This is a genomic window from Devosia subaequoris, from assembly GCF_014197055.1.
Classification (GTDB): Bacteria; Pseudomonadota; Alphaproteobacteria; order Rhizobiales; family Devosiaceae; genus Devosia; species Devosia subaequoris.
This window is the reverse complement of record NZ_JACIEW010000006.1, coordinates 220069-237576: the sequence shown is the minus strand read 5'-3', so window position 1 is coordinate 237576 and position 17508 is coordinate 220069. Positions and strand designations below refer to the sequence as shown.

At 61.6% G+C, this 17508-nt stretch carries 25 protein-coding genes; 23 read left to right on the top strand and 2 right to left on the bottom strand.

Going from position 1 to position 17508, the window contains the following annotated elements; genetic code table 11:
- The first annotated feature begins 52 nt into the window (after positions 1–52).
- From GGR20_RS13555 to GGR20_RS13535, 6 genes are all read left to right on the top strand, one after another.
- A complete protein-coding gene (locus GGR20_RS13555) occupies positions 53–841 on the top strand; it encodes an ABC transporter ATP-binding protein (RefSeq protein WP_183311891.1) in 789 nt (262 codons plus the stop codon).
- Entirely contained in the window at positions 841–1710 is an 870-nt protein-coding gene (locus tag GGR20_RS13550; RefSeq protein WP_183311890.1) for an ABC transporter permease, read from the top strand. Before GGR20_RS13555 ends, GGR20_RS13550 begins: the two co-directional genes overlap by 1 nt.
- Positions 1707–2819, top strand: a complete 1113-nt coding sequence (locus GGR20_RS13545; RefSeq protein WP_183311889.1) for an ABC transporter permease — start codon at positions 1707–1709, stop codon at positions 2817–2819. Before GGR20_RS13550 ends, GGR20_RS13545 begins: the two co-directional genes overlap by 4 nt.
- Positions 2820–2837: 18 nt before the next feature.
- Entirely contained in the window at positions 2838–3815 is a 978-nt protein-coding gene (locus GGR20_RS13540) for an ABC transporter substrate-binding protein (protein ID WP_183311888.1), read from the top strand.
- Between the two features lie 105 nt (positions 3816–3920).
- On the top strand, positions 3921–4049 hold the full coding sequence (locus GGR20_RS18990) for a hypothetical protein (protein WP_276511933.1): 129 nt from the start codon (positions 3921–3923) through the stop codon (positions 4047–4049).
- A gap of 22 nt (positions 4050–4071) precedes the next feature.
- Positions 4072–4962, top strand: a complete 891-nt coding sequence (locus GGR20_RS13535) for a hypothetical protein (protein ID WP_183311887.1) — start codon at positions 4072–4074, stop codon at positions 4960–4962.
- Between the two features lie 147 nt (positions 4963–5109).
- Here GGR20_RS13535 and GGR20_RS13530 read toward each other — a convergent pair whose 3' ends face one another.
- A complete protein-coding gene (locus GGR20_RS13530; RefSeq protein ID WP_183311886.1) occupies positions 5110–5694 on the bottom strand; it encodes a TetR family transcriptional regulator in 585 nt (194 codons plus the stop codon).
- Positions 5695–5762: 68 nt separating this feature from the next.
- Here GGR20_RS13530 and GGR20_RS13525 point away from each other — a divergent pair, with 68 nt between their 5' ends.
- The 12 genes from GGR20_RS13525 (at position 5763) to GGR20_RS13470 (ending at position 13172) form a co-directional block, all read left to right on the top strand.
- A complete protein-coding gene (locus GGR20_RS13525; RefSeq protein WP_183311885.1) occupies positions 5763–6164 on the top strand; it encodes a VOC family protein in 402 nt (133 codons plus the stop codon).
- Between the two features lie 65 nt (positions 6165–6229).
- Positions 6230–6712 (top strand): glutathione peroxidase, encoded by a 483-nt coding sequence (locus GGR20_RS13520; RefSeq protein WP_183311884.1) that lies wholly within the window; start codon positions 6230–6232, stop codon positions 6710–6712.
- A 156-nt stretch (positions 6713–6868) separates the two neighbouring features.
- Positions 6869–7501 (top strand): DUF1236 domain-containing protein, encoded by a 633-nt coding sequence (locus GGR20_RS13515; RefSeq protein WP_183311883.1) that lies wholly within the window; start codon positions 6869–6871, stop codon positions 7499–7501.
- 134 nt (positions 7502–7635) lie between these two features.
- Positions 7636–8094, top strand: a complete 459-nt coding sequence (locus GGR20_RS13510) for a Crp/Fnr family transcriptional regulator (RefSeq protein ID WP_183311882.1) — start codon at positions 7636–7638, stop codon at positions 8092–8094.
- Positions 8091–8384: an Rdx family protein gene (locus tag GGR20_RS13505; RefSeq protein ID WP_183311881.1), complete on the top strand. Its 294-nt coding sequence runs from the start codon at positions 8091–8093 to the stop codon at positions 8382–8384. The genes GGR20_RS13510 and GGR20_RS13505 overlap by 4 nt, the downstream gene beginning before the upstream one ends.
- Positions 8385–8451: 67 nt before the next feature.
- Positions 8452–8820: a YegP family protein gene (locus GGR20_RS19260; protein WP_183311880.1), complete on the top strand. Its 369-nt coding sequence runs from the start codon at positions 8452–8454 to the stop codon at positions 8818–8820.
- 76 nt (positions 8821–8896) lie between these two features.
- Positions 8897–9685 carry a substrate-binding periplasmic protein gene (locus tag GGR20_RS13495; RefSeq protein ID WP_183311879.1) on the top strand — a complete coding sequence of 263 codons (789 nt, stop codon included), beginning with the start codon at positions 8897–8899 and terminating at the stop codon, positions 9683–9685.
- Between the two features lie 146 nt (positions 9686–9831).
- Positions 9832–10650: an amino acid ABC transporter permease gene (locus GGR20_RS13490; protein WP_183311878.1), complete on the top strand. Its 819-nt coding sequence runs from the start codon at positions 9832–9834 to the stop codon at positions 10648–10650.
- A 70-nt stretch (positions 10651–10720) separates the two neighbouring features.
- Positions 10721–11248 carry a CreA family protein gene (locus GGR20_RS13485; protein ID WP_210283177.1) on the top strand — a complete coding sequence of 176 codons (528 nt, stop codon included), beginning with the start codon at positions 10721–10723 and terminating at the stop codon, positions 11246–11248.
- 100 nt (positions 11249–11348) lie between these two features.
- Entirely contained in the window at positions 11349–11552 is a 204-nt protein-coding gene (locus GGR20_RS13480; protein WP_183311877.1) for a hypothetical protein, read from the top strand.
- A gap of 170 nt (positions 11553–11722) precedes the next feature.
- A complete protein-coding gene (locus tag GGR20_RS13475; protein WP_183311876.1) occupies positions 11723–12358 on the top strand; it encodes a peroxiredoxin in 636 nt (211 codons plus the stop codon).
- A gap of 457 nt (positions 12359–12815) precedes the next feature.
- Positions 12816–13172 carry a septal ring lytic transglycosylase RlpA family protein gene (locus GGR20_RS13470; RefSeq protein WP_183311875.1) on the top strand — a complete coding sequence of 119 codons (357 nt, stop codon included), beginning with the start codon at positions 12816–12818 and terminating at the stop codon, positions 13170–13172.
- Positions 13173–13236: 64 nt separating this feature from the next.
- On the opposite strand, the gene GGR20_RS13465 is transcribed toward GGR20_RS13470, so the two are convergent.
- Positions 13237–13509 carry a hypothetical protein gene (locus GGR20_RS13465; protein WP_183311874.1) on the bottom strand — a complete coding sequence of 91 codons (273 nt, stop codon included), beginning with the start codon at positions 13507–13509 and terminating at the stop codon, positions 13237–13239.
- Between the two features lies 1 nt (position 13510).
- On the opposite strand from GGR20_RS13465, the gene GGR20_RS13460 reads away from it, so the two are divergent.
- From GGR20_RS13460 to GGR20_RS13440, 5 genes are all read left to right on the top strand, one after another.
- On the top strand, positions 13511–13906 hold the full coding sequence (locus tag GGR20_RS13460; RefSeq protein WP_183311873.1) for a LysR substrate-binding domain-containing protein: 396 nt from the start codon (positions 13511–13513) through the stop codon (positions 13904–13906).
- A gap of 72 nt (positions 13907–13978) precedes the next feature.
- On the top strand, positions 13979–14554 hold the full coding sequence (locus GGR20_RS13455; protein ID WP_183311872.1) for a hypothetical protein: 576 nt from the start codon (positions 13979–13981) through the stop codon (positions 14552–14554).
- 111 nt (positions 14555–14665) lie between these two features.
- Positions 14666–15838, top strand: coding sequence for an MFS transporter (locus GGR20_RS13450; RefSeq protein ID WP_183311871.1), 1173 nt, complete (start codon positions 14666–14668; stop codon positions 15836–15838).
- Positions 15835–17028, top strand: coding sequence for an MFS transporter (locus GGR20_RS13445; RefSeq protein WP_183311870.1), 1194 nt, complete (start codon positions 15835–15837; stop codon positions 17026–17028). The genes GGR20_RS13450 and GGR20_RS13445 overlap by 4 nt, the downstream gene beginning before the upstream one ends.
- Positions 17021–17485 carry an MmcB family DNA repair protein gene (locus tag GGR20_RS13440; RefSeq protein ID WP_183311869.1) on the top strand — a complete coding sequence of 155 codons (465 nt, stop codon included), beginning with the start codon at positions 17021–17023 and terminating at the stop codon, positions 17483–17485. Before GGR20_RS13445 ends, GGR20_RS13440 begins: the two co-directional genes overlap by 8 nt.
- The last annotated feature ends 23 nt before the right edge of the window (positions 17486–17508 follow it).

The window sequence follows — 17508 nt, the reverse complement described above, 5'->3', positions numbered from 1 at the left end:
CTCCCTCTCGGGGAGAAGATGGCGCGCAGCCCCGGATGAGGGGGATGCCGGTATGACCAGCGTCGTCTCTGCCCAAAATCTCGGCCTGACCTTCCCCACCGGCGACGGGGATATCGTTGCCCTGTCCGACGTCAACCTGACCATCAACAAGGGCGACTTCGTCTCCTTCATCGGCCCCTCGGGCTGTGGCAAGACCACGTTCCTCCGCACCATTGCCGATCTCGAAAAGCCCACATCGGGCACGCTGTCGGTTAACGGCATGAGCCCCGAAGAAGCACGAAAGGCGCGGGCCTATGGCTATGTGTTCCAGGCGGCCGCGCTCTATCCCTGGCGCACTATCGAAAAGAACATTGCCCTGCCGCTCGAGATCATGGGGCATTCGGCCGCCAAACAGGCAGAGCGCGTCAAGCGCACCATGGAATTGGTGAACCTTTCAGGCTTCGAGAAGAAGTACCCCTGGCAGCTTTCCGGCGGCATGCAGCAGCGCGCCTCCATCGCCAGGGCGCTGAGCTTTGACGCTGATCTCCTGCTGATGGACGAACCCTTCGGGGCGCTGGATGAAATCGTCCGCGATCACCTCAATTCCGAGCTCCTGAAGCTCTGGGCGCGCACGGAAAAGACCATCTGTTTCGTCACCCACTCCATCCCCGAGGCGGTTTATCTCTCGACCCGCATCGTGGTCATGTCGCCGCGCCCCGGCCGGGTGACCGACATCATCGAATCCACCCTGCCGCGTGATCGCCCGCTCGATATCCGCGAAACGCCCGAATTCCTCGCTATCGCCGCGCGGGTCCGCGAGGGCTTGCGGGCCGGGCATTCCTACGAGGAGGGCTCGGTTTAATGGCCAACCGCGTCATTCCAGTCCTCACCATCCTGTTGGCCATTCTCGCGTTCTGGTATGCGGCTGCAATCTGGATGAACGCGCCCTGGCAGGATCGCCTCAATGCGCGCGCCGATCTGATCGACGTGCCTTTTGCCGAATTTGCCGCCCAGACCTGGGCGCAGGACAAGCCTGTGCTGCCGGCGCCGCACCAGGTGGTCAGCGAAATCTGGAATGCCACGGTGGCGCTCGAAATCACCTCGCGCCGTTCGCTCGCCTATCATGGCTGGATCACCCTGTCGGCGACCCTGCTCGGCTTTGCCTTCGGCACGGCTCTGGGCGTGGCGCTGGCGGTGGCCATCATCCACAATGACGCCTCGGACCGCTCGCTGATGCCTTGGATCATCGCCAGCCAGACCATTCCCATTCTGGCCATCGCCCCCATGGTGGTGGTGGGTCTGGGCTCGGTCGGGCTGACCGGGCTGGTGCCCAAGGCGCTGATCTCGATGTATCTGAGCTTCTTCCCGGTGGTGGTCGGCATGGTCAAGGGGCTGCGCTCGCCCGAAGCCATCCAGCTCGATCTGTTGCGAACCTACGACGCCAATGGCTGGCAGGTGTTCTGGAAACTGCGCTGGCCCGCTGCCATGCCCTTCCTCTTTGCCTCGATGAAGGTGGGCATCGCCATTTCGCTGATCGGCGCAGTGGTGGCCGAACTCTCCAACGCCTCGGGCGGGGGTTTGGGTGTACGCCTGCTCACCGGCTCCTATAATGGCCAGACCGTACAGATCTGGGCGGCCCTGTTCATCGCTGCGGGCCTCGCGGCAATCCTCGTCGCCATTGTTGGCTCGGCTGAAAAATGGGTCAATATGCGCATGGGAGCACGGGCATGAACCGCACCGGCCTGACCGCCATGCAATTCGCCCTCGCCCTTCTGGCCGGCGGCGCCGCACTGCTCGGCCTGGCGTTCGGCTTCACCAGTTTCGGTTCTGCCCCACAGCTCACCGTGTTCTTTGCGCTCGGCGCGGCGTCGCTGCTCCGGCTGGCGCTGCCGTTCAGCCTCTGGCTTGATGGCGCGCTGATGCTGTTCGGCGCCGTGGCGCTGATCCTGGCACTGCCGGAGGAGGGCGCCATGCCCGCCCATTTCTGGTGGGCATTGGTGGCAAGCTGGGCCTTTGCCTGGCTGTTCGTCGAACGCCTGTCGGCCGCCATCAGGGCCGGGCACTTGCCCGAAACCGGCACGGGTCTCGTCATCCCGGTCATCTTCGGCCTTGCCTTGCTGGTCGCCTGGGAAGTCATTACCCGCGGCGCCAACGTACCGCCGGTGCTGCTGCCGCCGCCCTCGGCCATCTGGGCGCGCATGACCGCCGAAGTGCCTACACTCTGGGCCGATTTCGTCCAGACTTTCGTCAAGTCGGTGCTGCCCGGCTATGCCATCGGGTGCCTCGCCGGGCTGGCCGTTGCCATTGCCGTCGACCGCTCCCCCTTCCTCAAAGCCGGGGTAATGCCCATCGGCAATTTCATGTCGGCGCTGCCCATTATCGGCATCGCCCCAATCATGGTCATGTGGTTCGGCTTCGACTGGCAATCCAAGGCCGCGGTCGTCGTCGCCATGACCTTCTTTCCCATGCTGGTCAACACGGTTGCGGGCCTCAATGCCGCCAGCGCCATCGAACGTGACCTCATGCACACCTATGCCGCCAACAATTGGCAAACCCTTATGAAGCTCAGGCTCCCCGCTGCGGGCCCCTTCATATTCAACGCCCTCAAGATCAACTCGACTCTGGCCTTGATTGGCGCAATCGTAGCGGAATTCTTCGGGACGCCCATAGTGGGAATGGGCTTCCGGATTTCGACCGGGGTGGGGCGTCTCGCCATCGACCTGGTCTGGGCGGAGATCGCTGTTGCGGCGATCGCGGGGTCCGCCTTCTACGGGGTGATCGCCCTCATCGAGAGGGGCGTTACCTTCTGGCATCCGTCTGTCCGTGGTGGACGGACGTAAAGGGAAAAGGGAACGAACATGAAAAAGCTTATCGGAGGTCTCGTTGCAGGCGCCTTGGCGCTTTCGGCCAGCACTGCCTTCGCGCAGGACGCGCTGACCCTGCAATTGAAATGGGTCACGCAGGCGCAATTTGCCGGCTATCTGGTCGCTGAATCCAAGGGGTTTTATGACGAGGAGAACCTCGACGTCACCATCCTGCCCGGTGGCCCAAATATCGCCCCCGAACAGGTGATCGCTGGCGGTGGCGCCGACATCATCGTCACCTGGATGGCGGCCGGCATGGCCGCTCGTGAGTCCGGCGTGCCGCTGGTCAATATCGCCCAGCCCTTCAAGCGCTCGGGCCTGATGATGATCTGCCCCGAAGAAACCGGCATCACCGAAGTCGCCGACTTCCCTGGCCACACGCTGGGCGTCTGGTTCTTCGGCAATGAATACCCCTTCTTTGCCTGGATGAACAAGGAAGGCATCCCCACCGATGGCTCGGAGGGCGGCGTCAACGTGCTGCAGCAGAGCTTTGACATCCAGCCCATGATCCAGGGTCAGGCCGACTGCATCTCGGTCATGACCTACAATGAATATGGTCAGGCGCTCGATGCCGGTTACGGCCCGGATAATCTGACCATCTTCAACTATACCGACATGGGCAACGACCTGCTCGAAGACGGTCTCTATGTCATGGAAGATACCCTGGACGATCCGGCCAAGGTCGATGCCTATACTCGCTTTGTGAAGGCCTCGATGAAGGGCTGGGCCTATGCCCTCGAAAACCCGGAAGAAGCCGCCGAGATCGTGGTTGAAATGGATGATACCGGGGCGGCCGAATATGAGCACCAGCTCTATATGGTGGGCGAGGTGACCAAGCTCGTCGATGCCGCCGATCCGGCCCTCGACATGGACACTTATGACCGCACCGTGCAGGCCCTGCTCGACCAGGAAATCATCACCGCAACGCCGGAAGGCGCCTATACCAGCGTTGTCACCGACGCGCTGAAGTAAGCAGCGCCGACCAAACCAACCTAAGTGGGCGGGGAGCAATCCCCGCCTTTTCTTTGCGCCATGGCTCCAATGTGGCACGGCCCGCCACATTTCGGGAACGAAACCATGCCCCGCGCAGTTGATGGTCCATCAGCGTCACTCAACAAGAGGGCTAATACCATGAACTCCATTATTTATCTCGTTGGCCTCGTCGTCATCGTTCTCGCCATCCTCTCGTTCATCGGCCTGGCTTAAGCCAGAACAGGAGGAGAAGATCATGAGCATGAACTCACCGGCCGGCGTTGCCGGCGTCCAACCCGAAACAGAAGGCGCGGAGCGCAGCTATATCGATTGGGCTGCCATCATCGCGGGCATCGTCTTTGCGTCCGCCATCTCATTGGTTCTGATCAGCTTCGGATCGGCCCTGGGCCTGAATTTCATCGATTTCAATGCCCGTGAAGGGGCGGCGCCCGTCCTCGTCGGGATTGCTGCAGCCAGCTGGTTCCTCTGGGTCCAGATTTCCTCCTTCATGGCCGGCGGCTATCTGACCGGTCGGATGCGCCGCCGCAATCACGACGCCACCGAAGACGAGAGCGATATGCGCGATGGCGCCCATGGGCTTCTGGTCTGGGGTGGTGCGATGATCGTTGGTGCCATGCTGGCCGTCAGCGGACTGGGCACAGCTGGTGCCGTGGTCGGGTCAGCCGTATCGACCGCCACCACGGCTGCCTCCAACGTCGCTGAGGGTGCGGGCGAAATGGCGGATCCAAACGCCTATTTCATCGACACCCTGTTCCGGTCCGAAAGGCCCTCTGATCCCGGCGTTGCGCGTGAAGAAGCCGGTCGCATTTTTGCTCAGGCCGCGCTGAACGATGGTGAGGTGCCGCAGGACGACCGCGACTACCTGGTTAGCGTGGTGACTGCCAATACCGGACTGACGCCGGAAGAGGCTGAGGCCCGTGTGGATCAGGTGATCGCCAATGTGGAATCGGCCCGTCAGCAAGCCGTTGAGGCTGCCCGTGTCGCCCGCAATACCACCATCCTCGCCGCCTTCCTCTTTACCGCATCCTCGCTGGTCGCCGCCATCGGTGCCTACTGGGCCGCGCAGAAGGGTGGCAACCATCGCGACAAGCACACGCACTTCCCCAGTGTGTTCCGTCGCTTCTGATCTGAGCCAGAAAGGAGAAATGCCATGTTAGGCGGACTATTGCTTTGGCTGATCGGTGTGCCGATCTGGCTGATCATCATCCTCTTCCTGGTCTTCTGACCAGTGCGAAAGCGGGGCTCCGGCCCCGCTTTTTTGTATGCGACTTTCCTAAGTTCGCAGCCCCCGGATCAGCGCCTTGATCGTCTTGCGATAAGCGCCGAGGTCCTCGGCCGGCGCGAGCGCGGCCCGATCGAACATGGCGCTGAGCAGATGGGCCAACGGCAACAGCGGAAGGTTCTTGATCGCGCCTGCCTCAATGGCTGTGCCAACGCCTTCCACCAGCGTGTGTAGACCATGCCGGGCATCGATCTCATCGACCCTCGCACGTCCCAGCACCGCCGGTGCATCCACGATCAATATGCGCCGCCGCCCTTCCTCCTGCATGGCAGCCAGGAAACCCTCGCCGCCCCGGATGAGTGACTTGACCGGGCCGGGCTCATCCTCGCCGGCCTCCGCTGCCTGATGGATGGTCAGCGCCAACAATGCATGTTCCTCCTCCACCACAGCGGAAAACAGCGCCGCCTTGTCGGCGAAATGATGATAAAGCGCGCCGCGTGTCACTCCGGCCGCCTGCACCACTTCCGGGGTGGTGGTCGCCGCATAACCTTTTTGCGCAAACAAATTCCGGGCCGCGGCAACCAGATTGCGGCGCGTCGCCGCCCGTCGATCCTCCTGACGTCTTCTGACACTCATTGCATACATCCTGCATTTAATATCCAGACAAGCTGTATGTTTGTAATGTAAAACCAGGGAGACGATCAATGTTCAACGCGCTCTATCCACTGCTGCACGTTCGCGATGTGTCCGCTGCCAGCGGCTTTTATCAGGAGCATTTCGGTTTCGAGCCGGTTTTTGAAAGCGACTGGTATGTGCAATTGCGCGGCGGCGCGAAGGGGCACGAACTGGCCCTGATCACCTTTGATCACGAGACGATCCCGCCCGAGGGGCGCCAACCAACTGCCAATCTGATCCTCAGCTTTGAGGTGGCAGATGCGGCCGCCGACGCGGCACGCTTCGAACAGGCCGGTATTCCAATCGTCCAGCCGCTGCGTGACGAGGTGTTCGGCCAACGCCACTTCATCGCCGTCGATCCCGATGGCATCCTGCTCGATGTCATCACCCCCATTGCACCGGATCCGCATTGGCTCGCCGCCCAGGGCTGACCACTCTTGCGCCACCGGCCCGATCGCCATAGCTCTGGGAAAATTTCATCCCAGAGCCGTTTGCCATGACCAGATCCCTTGCCGATTTTTCCGCCAACCGCCTCGACGGCACGCCGCAAGCCCTTTCCGCCTTTGCCGGGCAAGTGGTTCTGATCGTCAATGTGGCCAGCCAGTGTGGCTTCACCCCGCAGTATGAAGGGCTTGAAGCGCTCCACCAGCAGTTCAAAAATAGGGGCCTTGCCGTTCTAGGCTTCCCCTGCAACCAGTTCGGCGCGCAGGAACCCGGCAACAGCGACGAGATCGCGCAATTCTGTGCGCTCAATTTCGGCGTCAGCTTCCCCATGTTCGAACGCATCGAGGTCAACGGAGACGCCGCCCACCCTCTCTTCAAGTGGCTTACAGTTGCTGCCCCGGGCGTGTTGGGCACCGAAGCGATAAAGTGGAACTTCACCAAATTCCTGATTGGCCGGGAGGGCAAGGTTGTTGAGCGCTTTGCCCCCACCACCGAACCGGCCGATATCGCGCCGGCCATCGAGAAGCTGCTGTAGCCGATCGGCCACACCTCTCATCACATTCTTTCCGCGGCGGAACGGAAATAGGGCGCCTCCGTTTGTTGAGCAAGGGGCGGAAAAGAGCCGCCGATTTTTGGCGAGCTCCCCTTGCAAGAGCGGTCTTCAGACCGCCGCATAAAAGGAATGCAACAAATGAAAAAGACCCTTCTGGCCTCTGTGGCCGTGATGTCGCTTGCCCTGTCGCTGCCTGCCATGGCCCAGTCCAGCGGCACCGTTGATGCCAATGCCGGCGCCACCATCGGCGCGACCGGCGGTGCGGCCGGTGGTGCAACGCTTGGCTTTCTCGCCGGCGGTCCCATCGGTGCTGTAATCGGCGGTTTTGCTGGTGCGGTCATTGGTGCCGAGGCCGGTATTGAAACCTCCACCATCGAATACGTCGGCAATAACCCTGTCGAGCCTGTAACCATCCAGGGTTCGCTCGATGTCGGGGCCACGGTGCCCAATGGCGTCACGATCTACCCGATCGAAGGCGACGAGAACCATGGCTACTTCTATGCCAATGGTCGCGTCTGGATCGTTGAACTGGCCAGCAGCACGGTGGTCTATTCCCCAGGTTATGTGGTGAGCCAGTCTGCTGCCGACTTTGCTATCAATAATCCGGTGGACCCGATTAACGCCGAAGGTGACGTGGTCGTGGGCTATGTCCTGCCTGACAGCGTCAGCATCAACCAGGTGCCGGATAGCCAGTTTTACGGCTATGTCTATGTCGATGGCCGCCCAGCCCTGGTCGACAGCTCGACCCGCACCGTTGTGTGGGTCAAGTAGTCCCAGACGATCGATTAGCTTTAGCCGCCCGGACAACCGTCCGGGCGGCTTTGCTTTGGCCGGCCAATGCTCTAGATTTCGCGTCGGATGATATCCGGACGGCGAGGTCCGGCAGACATTGGAGGCGGGGGCCAATGGCCGATATTCTCGACTATTGCAGTGAGCTTGCAGAAATCCGGTTCAAATCCGGCCAGATCATGCTGCCCGAGGGCGAGCGGTTGGGAAAACTGCTGGTTCTGATCGAGGGCCAGGTCGAGGTGATCCGCGAGCGCACTCAGGTCACGCATGTCGATGAGCCCGGCTCGATTTTCGGGGAAATGGCCGTGCTGCTCGACATGCCCCATTCTGCGACGGTCAAGGCTCTGTCCGAGGTGCGGGCCTATGAAATCCCCGACGCGCTGACCTTTCTCGAGGCGCAGCCGGAGATGAGCCTGCATATTGCCACCATGCTGGCGCGGCGGCTTTATTACACCACCTCCTATCTTGTGGATCTGCAGCAGCAGGCCTCGGGCAAGCGACAGGATCTCGATCTGGTCGATCAGATCCTTTCCACCCTGGTGGACCCGACCGAGACCGGCAAGAGCGGCAAATGAGCGATGGTCCGGCCATCACGATTGCCTATTGCACGCAGTGCAATTGGCTTTTGCGCTCCGGCTGGATGGCTCAGGAACTGCTCTCCACCTTTGGCACCGAACTTGGCCAGGTCACGCTCATTCCCGGCACCGGCGGCATTTTCGAGATCCATCTCGATGGCACATTGATCTGGGAGCGCAAGCGCGACGGTGGCTTTCCCGACAGCCGCGTGCTCAAGCAGATGGTGCGCGACCGCATTGATCCAGACCGCGATCTGGGCCATCTCGATCGGGTCAAACGAGCGGAGTAAGAGGCTTTTCAATTCGTCGGAGTAGGTTAGTCTCTGCCCATCAAAGCCAGCTTGGGAGGCCTGCGTCATGGCACATAAGTTCAACATTACCCCTGCCGCCAACGATCAGTTCAAGTTCGACTTTTCCTATAATGCCGAAAAGATCTTCTGGTCCGAAAATTACAAGCAGAAGGCCAGCGCCCAGAACGGGATCGATTCGCTGAAAAAGAACGCGCCCGACGCCACCACCGTCGATCTGTCCAAGGGTGAGGACGGCTCGGGCTATCGCTTCGAGATCGTTGAATCCAAGGATGGCCAGCATTTCGTGCGCTTCGTCGCCTCCAATGGCGAGACCATGGCGCGCACTGAAACCTATACCTCCAAGGCTTCAGCCAAGAACGCCATCGAGTCGCTCAAGACCAGAGGTCCTGATGCCGAGGTCAACGACCAGGCCTGATCCCCCCTTGCCTATTCACGTCGGGCGGCTTGAATCAGGCTCCCGGCACCTTTTATGTCCCGGAGACGCCATCATCATGCGTATCACTTCTCTTCTGCTCGCCGGCGCTGCGCTGGCCGTTTTCGCCCTGCCGGCCACTGCCCAGGATCTGCCCGATCTCGAAGGCCGGGTCATCCATGCGGTCACCGAAAACGCTTACTACCCGCTCAACTTCACCGGTCCCGACGGAGAGGGCATCGGGCTTGAATATGATGTCATCAACGAGATCGCCAAGCGCCTCAACGCTGAGGTCGAATGGGATTTGACTGCCTGGGACGTGATGATCGAAAGCGTGCGCACCGGCCAGTTCGATATCGGCGCCGATGGCATCACCATCACCGACGAGCGTGAAGAGCAGATCGACTTCACCGATCCGTTCATTACGGTTGAGCAGTATTTCCTCGTCCGCGCCGATGAAGAGCGCATCACGGGAGCAGAGAGCTTTGCCGAAGACACCGATCTGCTGTTCGGCGCCCAGGCCGGCACCTCGTCTTTCTATACCGCAATCTATGACGTTCTCGATGGCGACGAAGCCAATCCGCGGGTCAAGACTTTCGACAGCTTCGGCGCCGCCGTGCAGGCGGTGAAATCCGGCGATGTCGATGCCGTAATCGCCGACCAGGCCGCTTCGGCAGGCTATATCGGTGCCGATCCCGGATCGTTCAAACAGGCGGGCGAAGCCATCAAGTCCGATCCCTTCGGCTTCATCCTCACCCCCGGGTCGGACTTGGTTGAACCCGTCAACGCGGCCCTCGCCCAGCTTCGTGAAGAAGGTTGGCTCGACGAGCGCATCAACTACTGGTTCTTCGAATACGCGGCCGAATAGGGCCGTTGGACCGGCCGATATGGCCCAACGTCATTGCCGGGCTTGTCCCGGCAATCCATCTTCTCTAGGCATCGATGGACCACCGGGGCCCGCCCGGTGGCGACGACCGACGTGATCGCGGCTCGGCCGCAGAACCACACGAACCGATGACCTACCAGCCCCGCCGCCCGTCCATCTTCTCGCGTCTTCCCTGGTGGCTGCTGGCCATCGGCCTGCTATTCGTGCTGGGCCTGTGGGCCATCACCACCAACGCCACCTATGCCACGATCTTCCGCACGCTCTCGGGTGGGGTGGTGACGACGCTCTGGGTCACCATCCTGGGCTTTGTGGCAGCAACCGCGCTGGGCCTGCTGATCGCCCTGGCCCGCACCTCGGCTAACCGCATTTTGCGCGAACTCGCGACCTTTTATGTCGAGATCATCCGCGGCATCCCCATTCTGGTCTTTCTGTTCTACATCGCCTTTGTCGCCGCCCCCGCCATGGTGGCCGGCTTCAACTGGGTCTTCGCTCCGCTGATCGATTGGGGCCTTCTGCCACCGGCCACGGTGCGCGGCTTCGACTTTGTCTGGCGCGCCATTTTCGCGTTGACCGTGTGCTATTCCGCCTTCATCGCCGAAATTTTCCGCGCCGGCATCGAGGCGGTGGGGCGCGGCCAGATCGAGGCCGCCCGCTCGCTGGGCCTTTCCCGCTGGCATTGCTTCCGCCACATCATCTTCCCCCAGGCCCTGCGCACCATCCTGCCCCCGCTCGGGAATGACTTCGTCTCCATGGTCAAGGACTCCGCCCTGGTCTCGGCGCTCGGCGTGCAGGACATCACCCAATTGGGCAAGCTCTCTGCCTCCTCGAGCTTTCTGTTTTTCGAGACCTATAATGTTGTCGCCTTCCTCTATCTGACCATGACCATCTCGCTCTCTCTGCTGGTGCGCTGGCTCGAAAGAGTGATGGACGAGCGGGTAACGCGTTAGGATTTACTCCGCTCATCTTGCGGAGGGCTTTCCCATCCCCCATCTTGACGTGGTCAGCCGGAGGACCCTCATGCATCCCATTGCCCGTCTTGCCATTGTCGCCGTTGCGGCATTTTCTCTTGCCGCCTGTGGCAATCGCGACGAGGTGGGCAGTGTCGGGGTCGACTGGACCGGCAATGATATTTCTATCGAGGCGCTTGCCGACCCCGATGTCGATGGCGTGGTGTGCCACCTTTCCTTCTTCAATCGCTCCTTCATCGATCGACTAAGCCAAGGCAACTGGTTCGAGGACCCATCCTATTCGGCGCTCGATTGCTCGGCAGTCGCCCCCATCACGGTGGGTGACATTTCCACGCGCGGTGCCGGCGAGGAGATATTTCGCGAGGGCCGTTCGCTGATCTGGAAGTCACTGCGCGTGACCCGCATCTATGATGCAGCCAACAACGCACTGGTCTATCTGGCCCATGCTCGCGAGATACAACAGGGCTCGGGCAAGATGAGCCTGTCCGTAGTGCCGCTGAACGGGCTTGATGTGACCTGGGAAAACGGCGCGCCGACGCCGCAGCCGGCCGTCGAAGGCTCAGTCCTGGTGCAATAGCACCCGATACAATTTGCATTAAATCGCGTTCAAACCTGGCACCACCGCGCAATCAGTTGGTGCAAGCCTTCTCGGGCTATCGATGTCCCGGGAGGGGTTCATGCCGGATATGCTCGCCTATCTGGCCGATAACGCGGCCAATCTTTTGCTCAACGCCACCTTCGCTCTGTCGGTTTACCTGATTGCGCGGCTGCTCAAGGCCGGGCCCTCTGCCGCTATCGTATTTGCCGCCATCCCCTTTGGCGCGATCCTGTTACTGCAAAATCCGGCCGTGCCGAACCGCCTCATCGCCCTGCTGGGCTAGCAGGCCTCGTTTCGATCCACAGATCACAACGGCAACGGCTTGCCTGGATGGGCCTGAACAAGGCAAAACCATTCCGCTTGCCTCCGCTTCAATCGGGAGGCCCCAGCACGATATTCTATTGACCAGAACCGACAGCAGACCTGCGACAGCGCGGGCAGAGGAAGACGACCATGGCTATCCTGATTGGCGATACCGCTCCGGACTTCACCCTCGAATCCACCGAGGGCACCATTCACTTCCACGATTTTATCGAGGGCTCCTGGGCGGTGCTGTTCAGCCACCCCAAGAACTATACGCCGGTCTGCACTACCGAACTGGGTTACACTGCCAAGCTCAAGGACGAATTTGCCAAGCGCGGCGTCAAGGTTCTCGGCCTGAGTGTCGACAAGATCGAAGACCATGCCGGTTGGGCCAAGGATATCGAGGAAACCCAGGGCTCGGCCCTCAATTTCCCGCTCCTGGCCGATACCCAGGGTGAGGTCGCGCGCAAATACGACATGATCCACCCCAATGCCGACAACACGCTGACCGTGCGCTCGCTCTTCGTCATCGGGCCGGACAAGAAGGTCAAGCTCAAGATCGAATATCCCGCCTCGACGGGCCGCAACTTCGACGAGATCCTGCGCGTCATCGACAGCCTGCAATTGACCGCCAAGCATCAGGTCGCCACCCCGGTGAACTGGAAGAATGGCGAAGACGTCATCATCGTCCCCGCCGTCTCCAATGAAGCAGCCAAGGACAAGTTCCCGGGCGGCTGGAAGGAAGTAAAACCCTATCTCCGCATCGTGCCCCAGCCTCAGGGCTGAACGCACCACGTTCTTCGTTTCTCTCCCTGACCAACTCGGCGATGGCTTTCGGCCATCGCCTTTTTCTTTGCCGCAATGCTCCGCCGCTCGTCACATTGATGCCCAATTTCGCCTTGCGCGAAGACCAAATGGCCCAAGTACCTGCCATTGCTTTACCCAAATCGGGTCCTTTTGCCCGGTTTGTCGGAACCGTTGCCTCATGGTCACACCGGGCAAATCGGTTCCTCCCGAACGCCGATTCTGGTCGGTGGATAACGGGTCGTGCGCAAATCCGTGGATTCAGATTCTAAGGATTACGCGATCTTGCTTCGCTTCCTGCGCAACAACCCTCTCAGATTCTGCTGCCGAGCGGCCACAAACTGGAGCGGGACGTCGTACGCGGCCGACCTTGCCCAGATTCCGGCCCGCGCTGCCTCTATTGAAGCGACATCGAAAACTTCAGTGAGCTCCAAGACCATTGACTAAGCGCATCGCAATCGCCGCCGCTTCGGCCGCAACCATCCTTGCCTTCTCCGCTTCCGCTGCCTACGCCCAGTGTGGCGGTGCCTCCTGGTATGGCCCGGGATTCCACGGCAAGACTTCTGCCTCCGGCGAAGTCTTCAACCAGAACGCCATGACCGCCGCCCACCGCACCCTGCCTTTCGGCACCAAGGTGGAAGTGACCGACCAGTCCACCGGCAAATCGGTGGAAGTGACCATCAATGATCGCGGCCCGTTTGTCGGCAAGCGCATCATCGATCTCTCCAAGGGAGCTGCCGCCGCCCTGGGCTTCCAGAACAAGGGTGTCACCTCCGTCTGCATCGCGCAGCGCTAAAGCTTTCGCCCGCCTCCCGGGATGACAAGGGCCGCCTTCGGGGCGGCCCTTTTTCTATGCCCGCTCAACCCTGCTGCGCGCCGAGGAAGTCGAGGCGGCCATGCTCTCGCTGCGGCGTTGGAAAGACGGGGCCATCGGCGAGCGCGTGGTGCGCGTTTCGGCAGGGCCTTGGACCTCGGCCTTCATCGCCCGCCATATCGCCCAGGTCTGGACGGCGGCGGACCGCTTCGGCGTTGAATTGGTCACCGCCAGCCGCAAGGTCGATATTGGCCGTCGCCACGCCGATATCGGCATCCGCAACCAGCGGCCGACCGAGCAATGGCTGGCCGGGCGGCAAAGTGGCCTATGGTCTCTATGCCCGCCCCGGGTTGATCAGCGGCGTTGCCGCCGGCTATTTTGTGGGCCTGGCCGGGGACAGCAGCCAGGCCCATTCTGCCCGCTGGCTGCATGCCCGCCATGGCGACCGCATTGCCACCCGCGGCAATGACGCCATGAGCGTGCTCGAACTGGTCGCGGCGGGGGCCGGCATCTCGGTGTTTCCGTGTTTCGTCGGCGATGCCGATCCGCGCCTCTCGCCCATGGCCGGGACCATTCCCGAGCTCGAAACCGAGCAATGGCTGGTCTGCCACCATGAAGAGCGGCATGCCCCGGCAGTGCGCACCGTCACCGAGCGCCTTGCGGCCCTGATGCGCGAACAGGGGGGCCTGTTTCGCGGCGAGCGCATTGCTAGCTAAAGCATTGAGAAAATATTGCGCATTAGCGGTATGTTAGCAGCTTTGGAGTAATATTCGCGCCGGACGCAGGAAATGTTTGAAAGCGATGCCATGCGCGCATACGCCTATGTTGTCGGGCCTGAAGATGGTCCCGGTTCGGCCCTTCTCGACCTGGCGCGAGGGCTCGGCTTTGCCGGGGTGAGCCCGTTTTCGACCATGGCCCAGGCCGAGCGGCAGACCCAGACCACGCCCGTCTGCTTCTTTCTGTTCGCCGCTACCGACCATCTCGAAAGCTTGCGTAGCATCGCCGAGGCCGTCCGCTTCAGCACCACAAGGCGTCTGCGATTTTCGCCGCTGATGTATTTTGCCGAAAGCCCTTCGGTCGAGGCCATTAGCGGCTGCATCAATATGGGTTTTGACGATGTCATCACCATGCCCTTTACCCGCAAGCGGGTGCTTGAGCGGATGACGCGGCAGGTCGGGCAGAACCTGATCTATTACGAAACCCCGCGCTATTTCGGTCCTGACAGGCGCGGCCGGCCGGGCATCGAACAGGGGAACGGCAATAGCCGCGGCTCCGGCCAGTTCCGCCGCCTTGAAATCGTCCGCAACCTGGTCAGTGGCATCAATGTGGTGCGTGACGATCATTTCGCGCCTGAGCCGGTGTGACTGGAATGCAAACGTTGCAATAATCAGTTCGACTGGCGAGGGACCCTATTCTCAGCGGCGAGGAAATGGCCTAGCGTTCGCGCGAACACCTTCCTTGAGCACTTTACAAAAATGCGATTCGGCCTCGTCTTGCCGCCCCAGATCAAGGTCTTCGGGGCCTTCTTCATTTATTCGTTCTGCATGGGCTCCATGTTTCCGCGCCTGCCCGAAATCCAGGAAGCCATGGGCGTGGGCGAAGGCCAGCTCGGGCTGGCGCTGATCGGCTCGGCCGTCGGCACGCTGATTTCGCTGACCTTTGCGGGCCGGTTCATCGAGGCTTTCGGCTATCGGCGCATCCTGCTCGTCGCCATTCCATTGCTCGCAGTGTTCTTTGCCGCTGCCGTCTGGGCAGCCAATCCGCTGGTCTTCTTCCTGCTCTTGCTGCCGGTGGGGCTGACCATTGGCTGCATCGAGATCATCATCAATATCGAGGCCGACCGGGTCGAACACGCCATTGGTCGTCGCATCATGAGCCGCGCCCACGCCTTTTGGAGCCTGGGCTTTTTTTCCGCCGGCATTGTCGGTTCCTTCATCGCCCGCACGGGCCTGGCGCCGCAATGGCACCTGATGATCATGATCCCGGTGGTGCTGGTTGCCACGCTTATCGTGCTGGGCCAGTTTCAGCCCGCCGCTCATCGCGCCGGTTCCAGCACCGATGAAACCCCGCGCCTGGCCCGTCCCACCGCCACCATCATGGCGCTGGTCGCGGTCTGCCTCTCGGCCATGCTGATGGAAGGTGCCGGCATTGACTGGTCGGCCATCTATATGCGCAACATTTTTGACGCCACGCCCTTCTGGGCCGGTATCGCCGTTGCCGTGGTGGCCGGCTCGCAGGCCTTTGCCCGCTTCTTTGCCGATGGCTTTGTCGATCGCTTCGGCCCGGTCACCGTGGCCCGCGTACTGCTGACCATTCTGGGCGGCGGCGTGGTGCTGGCCTTTCTGGCCCCCTCGGCGCTGCTCGCCTATTGCGGCTTTGCCATGATCGGTTTCGGCTCAAGCGCCCTGTTCCCCCTGGCCATGTCGGCCGCTGCGCAACAGACCGACCGGCCCGCCGCCATCAATGTTGCCGCTTTAGCCCAGTTCTCCTTCACTGCCTTCCTGCTCGGCCCCCCGCTATTGGGGTTCGTCGCCGAACATTTCGGCATCCAGTGGACCTTTGGCGTCGGCTTCCCGCTGGTGCTGCTGGGGCTGTTCACCGCCCATGTGCTGGCGCCGCGCCCGGTCATCCGCACGGTGACGCCGTGATCATCGCCCCCCAGCACCGTATCTACGCCTGCTTTTTCTTCTTCGCCGCCGCCACCGGCGCGCTGATGTCCCGCCTGCCCGAACTGCAGACCCATCTCGGTGTCAGCGAGGGTCAGTTGGGTCTTACCATGATCGGCATGGCCATCGGTTCGCTGATCTCCTTGACCGCCGGCGCGCCGCTGGTCGAGAAGCTGGGTTTCCGCACCACCGCCTTCATCTCTACGCTGGGCCCGGCTATTCTGTTTGCCATCATTCCCTGGCTCCCGGCCGCGCCCGCGGTTTTCGTCGTTCTGCTTGTGGTCGGCTTGCTGGTTGGGGCGCTTGAGATCAATCTCAATGTCGAAATCGACCGGCTCGAAACGCTGACCGGCAAGCGCTACATGAACCGCGCGCACGGTTTCTGGAGCGTCGGTTTCTTTTTCACCGCTCTGTTCGGCGCCATGATCCGCCAGTCGGGCCTGTCCGCCGGGCTGCACCTGGCCCTCGTAGCCACCATTGTCGTGCTGGTCGGCGGCTATCTGATTTACGGCGCGACCAATGCGCCCAAAACCGCTCGCAGCCAGACCGAAGCGGTCGGGCACCGTTTTGCCTTCCCCAATCTGGGCCTACTGCCACTCTGCCTCATCGGCTTTGCCGCTTTTCTGGTGGAAGGGGCCGGCATCGACTGGTCGGCCATCTATATGCGCGATGTGTTTGCCGTCGAACCTATTGTGGGCGGCATGAGCCTGACCCTGTTTGCCTTCTTCATGGCCCTGCTGCGGCTCACCGCCGATCCCTTCGTCACCCGGTTCGGGCCGCGCAATGTGGCCATGTTCATGCTCGGCTCCGCCAGCCTCGGCGCCCTGTTGGTTGGTATCGCGCCGGGCCCCGCATTGGCTCTGGTCGGTTTCGCGCTAATGGGCGCGGGCTGTTCAGCGGTTTATCCCCTGGCCGTCTCGGCTGCGGCGCAGCGCACCGATCGGCCGGCCGCCGTCAATGTCGCGGCCATCGGCCAGGTCAGCGTCGTGGTGTTCTTCCTCGCCCCGCCACTGCTTGGCTTTGTGGCCGAGTGGATCAATATTCGTGCCTCCTATCTGGTCTGCCTGCCGCTGCTGCTGGCCGGGCTCTGGGCCTCCAGCTTTGCGTTGGGCACCAAAAAAGTGGAAGCTCCTATGCACATGCCGCCCGAACCGATCGGACCCAATGGCTGATCTGCCGCCAATCGTCGATCTGCGCCAATCGGCCACCGCGCTGCGCGTGCAGCGCGGGGTCATGCGCATGTTGCGCGAGCGGCACGACATGGCCTGCTACGCCGAAGTGCCATTGGCCAATGGCCGCCGCGCCGATGTGCTGGCGGTCGGGCCCAAGGGTGAAATCTGGATCATCGAGATCAAGTCGAGCCTGATCGATTTTCAGGTCGACCGCAAATGGCCCGAATATCGCGAATTTTCCGACCGCTTCTTTTTCGCCAAGCCGCCCGAATTGGATGGCGAGATATTTCCCGAAACAGAAGGTCTGATCGTGGCCGATGGCCATGACGGCGCCATTCTGCGCGACAGCCCCGACACCCCGCTCGCCCCCGCCCGCCGCAAGGCGCTGATGCTCAAGCTCGCCCGCATGGGTGCCGACCGCATCCACACCCTGATTGATCCCGGGCCGATCGCCTGAGCCTTCCCTTTGGTGCCAATCCA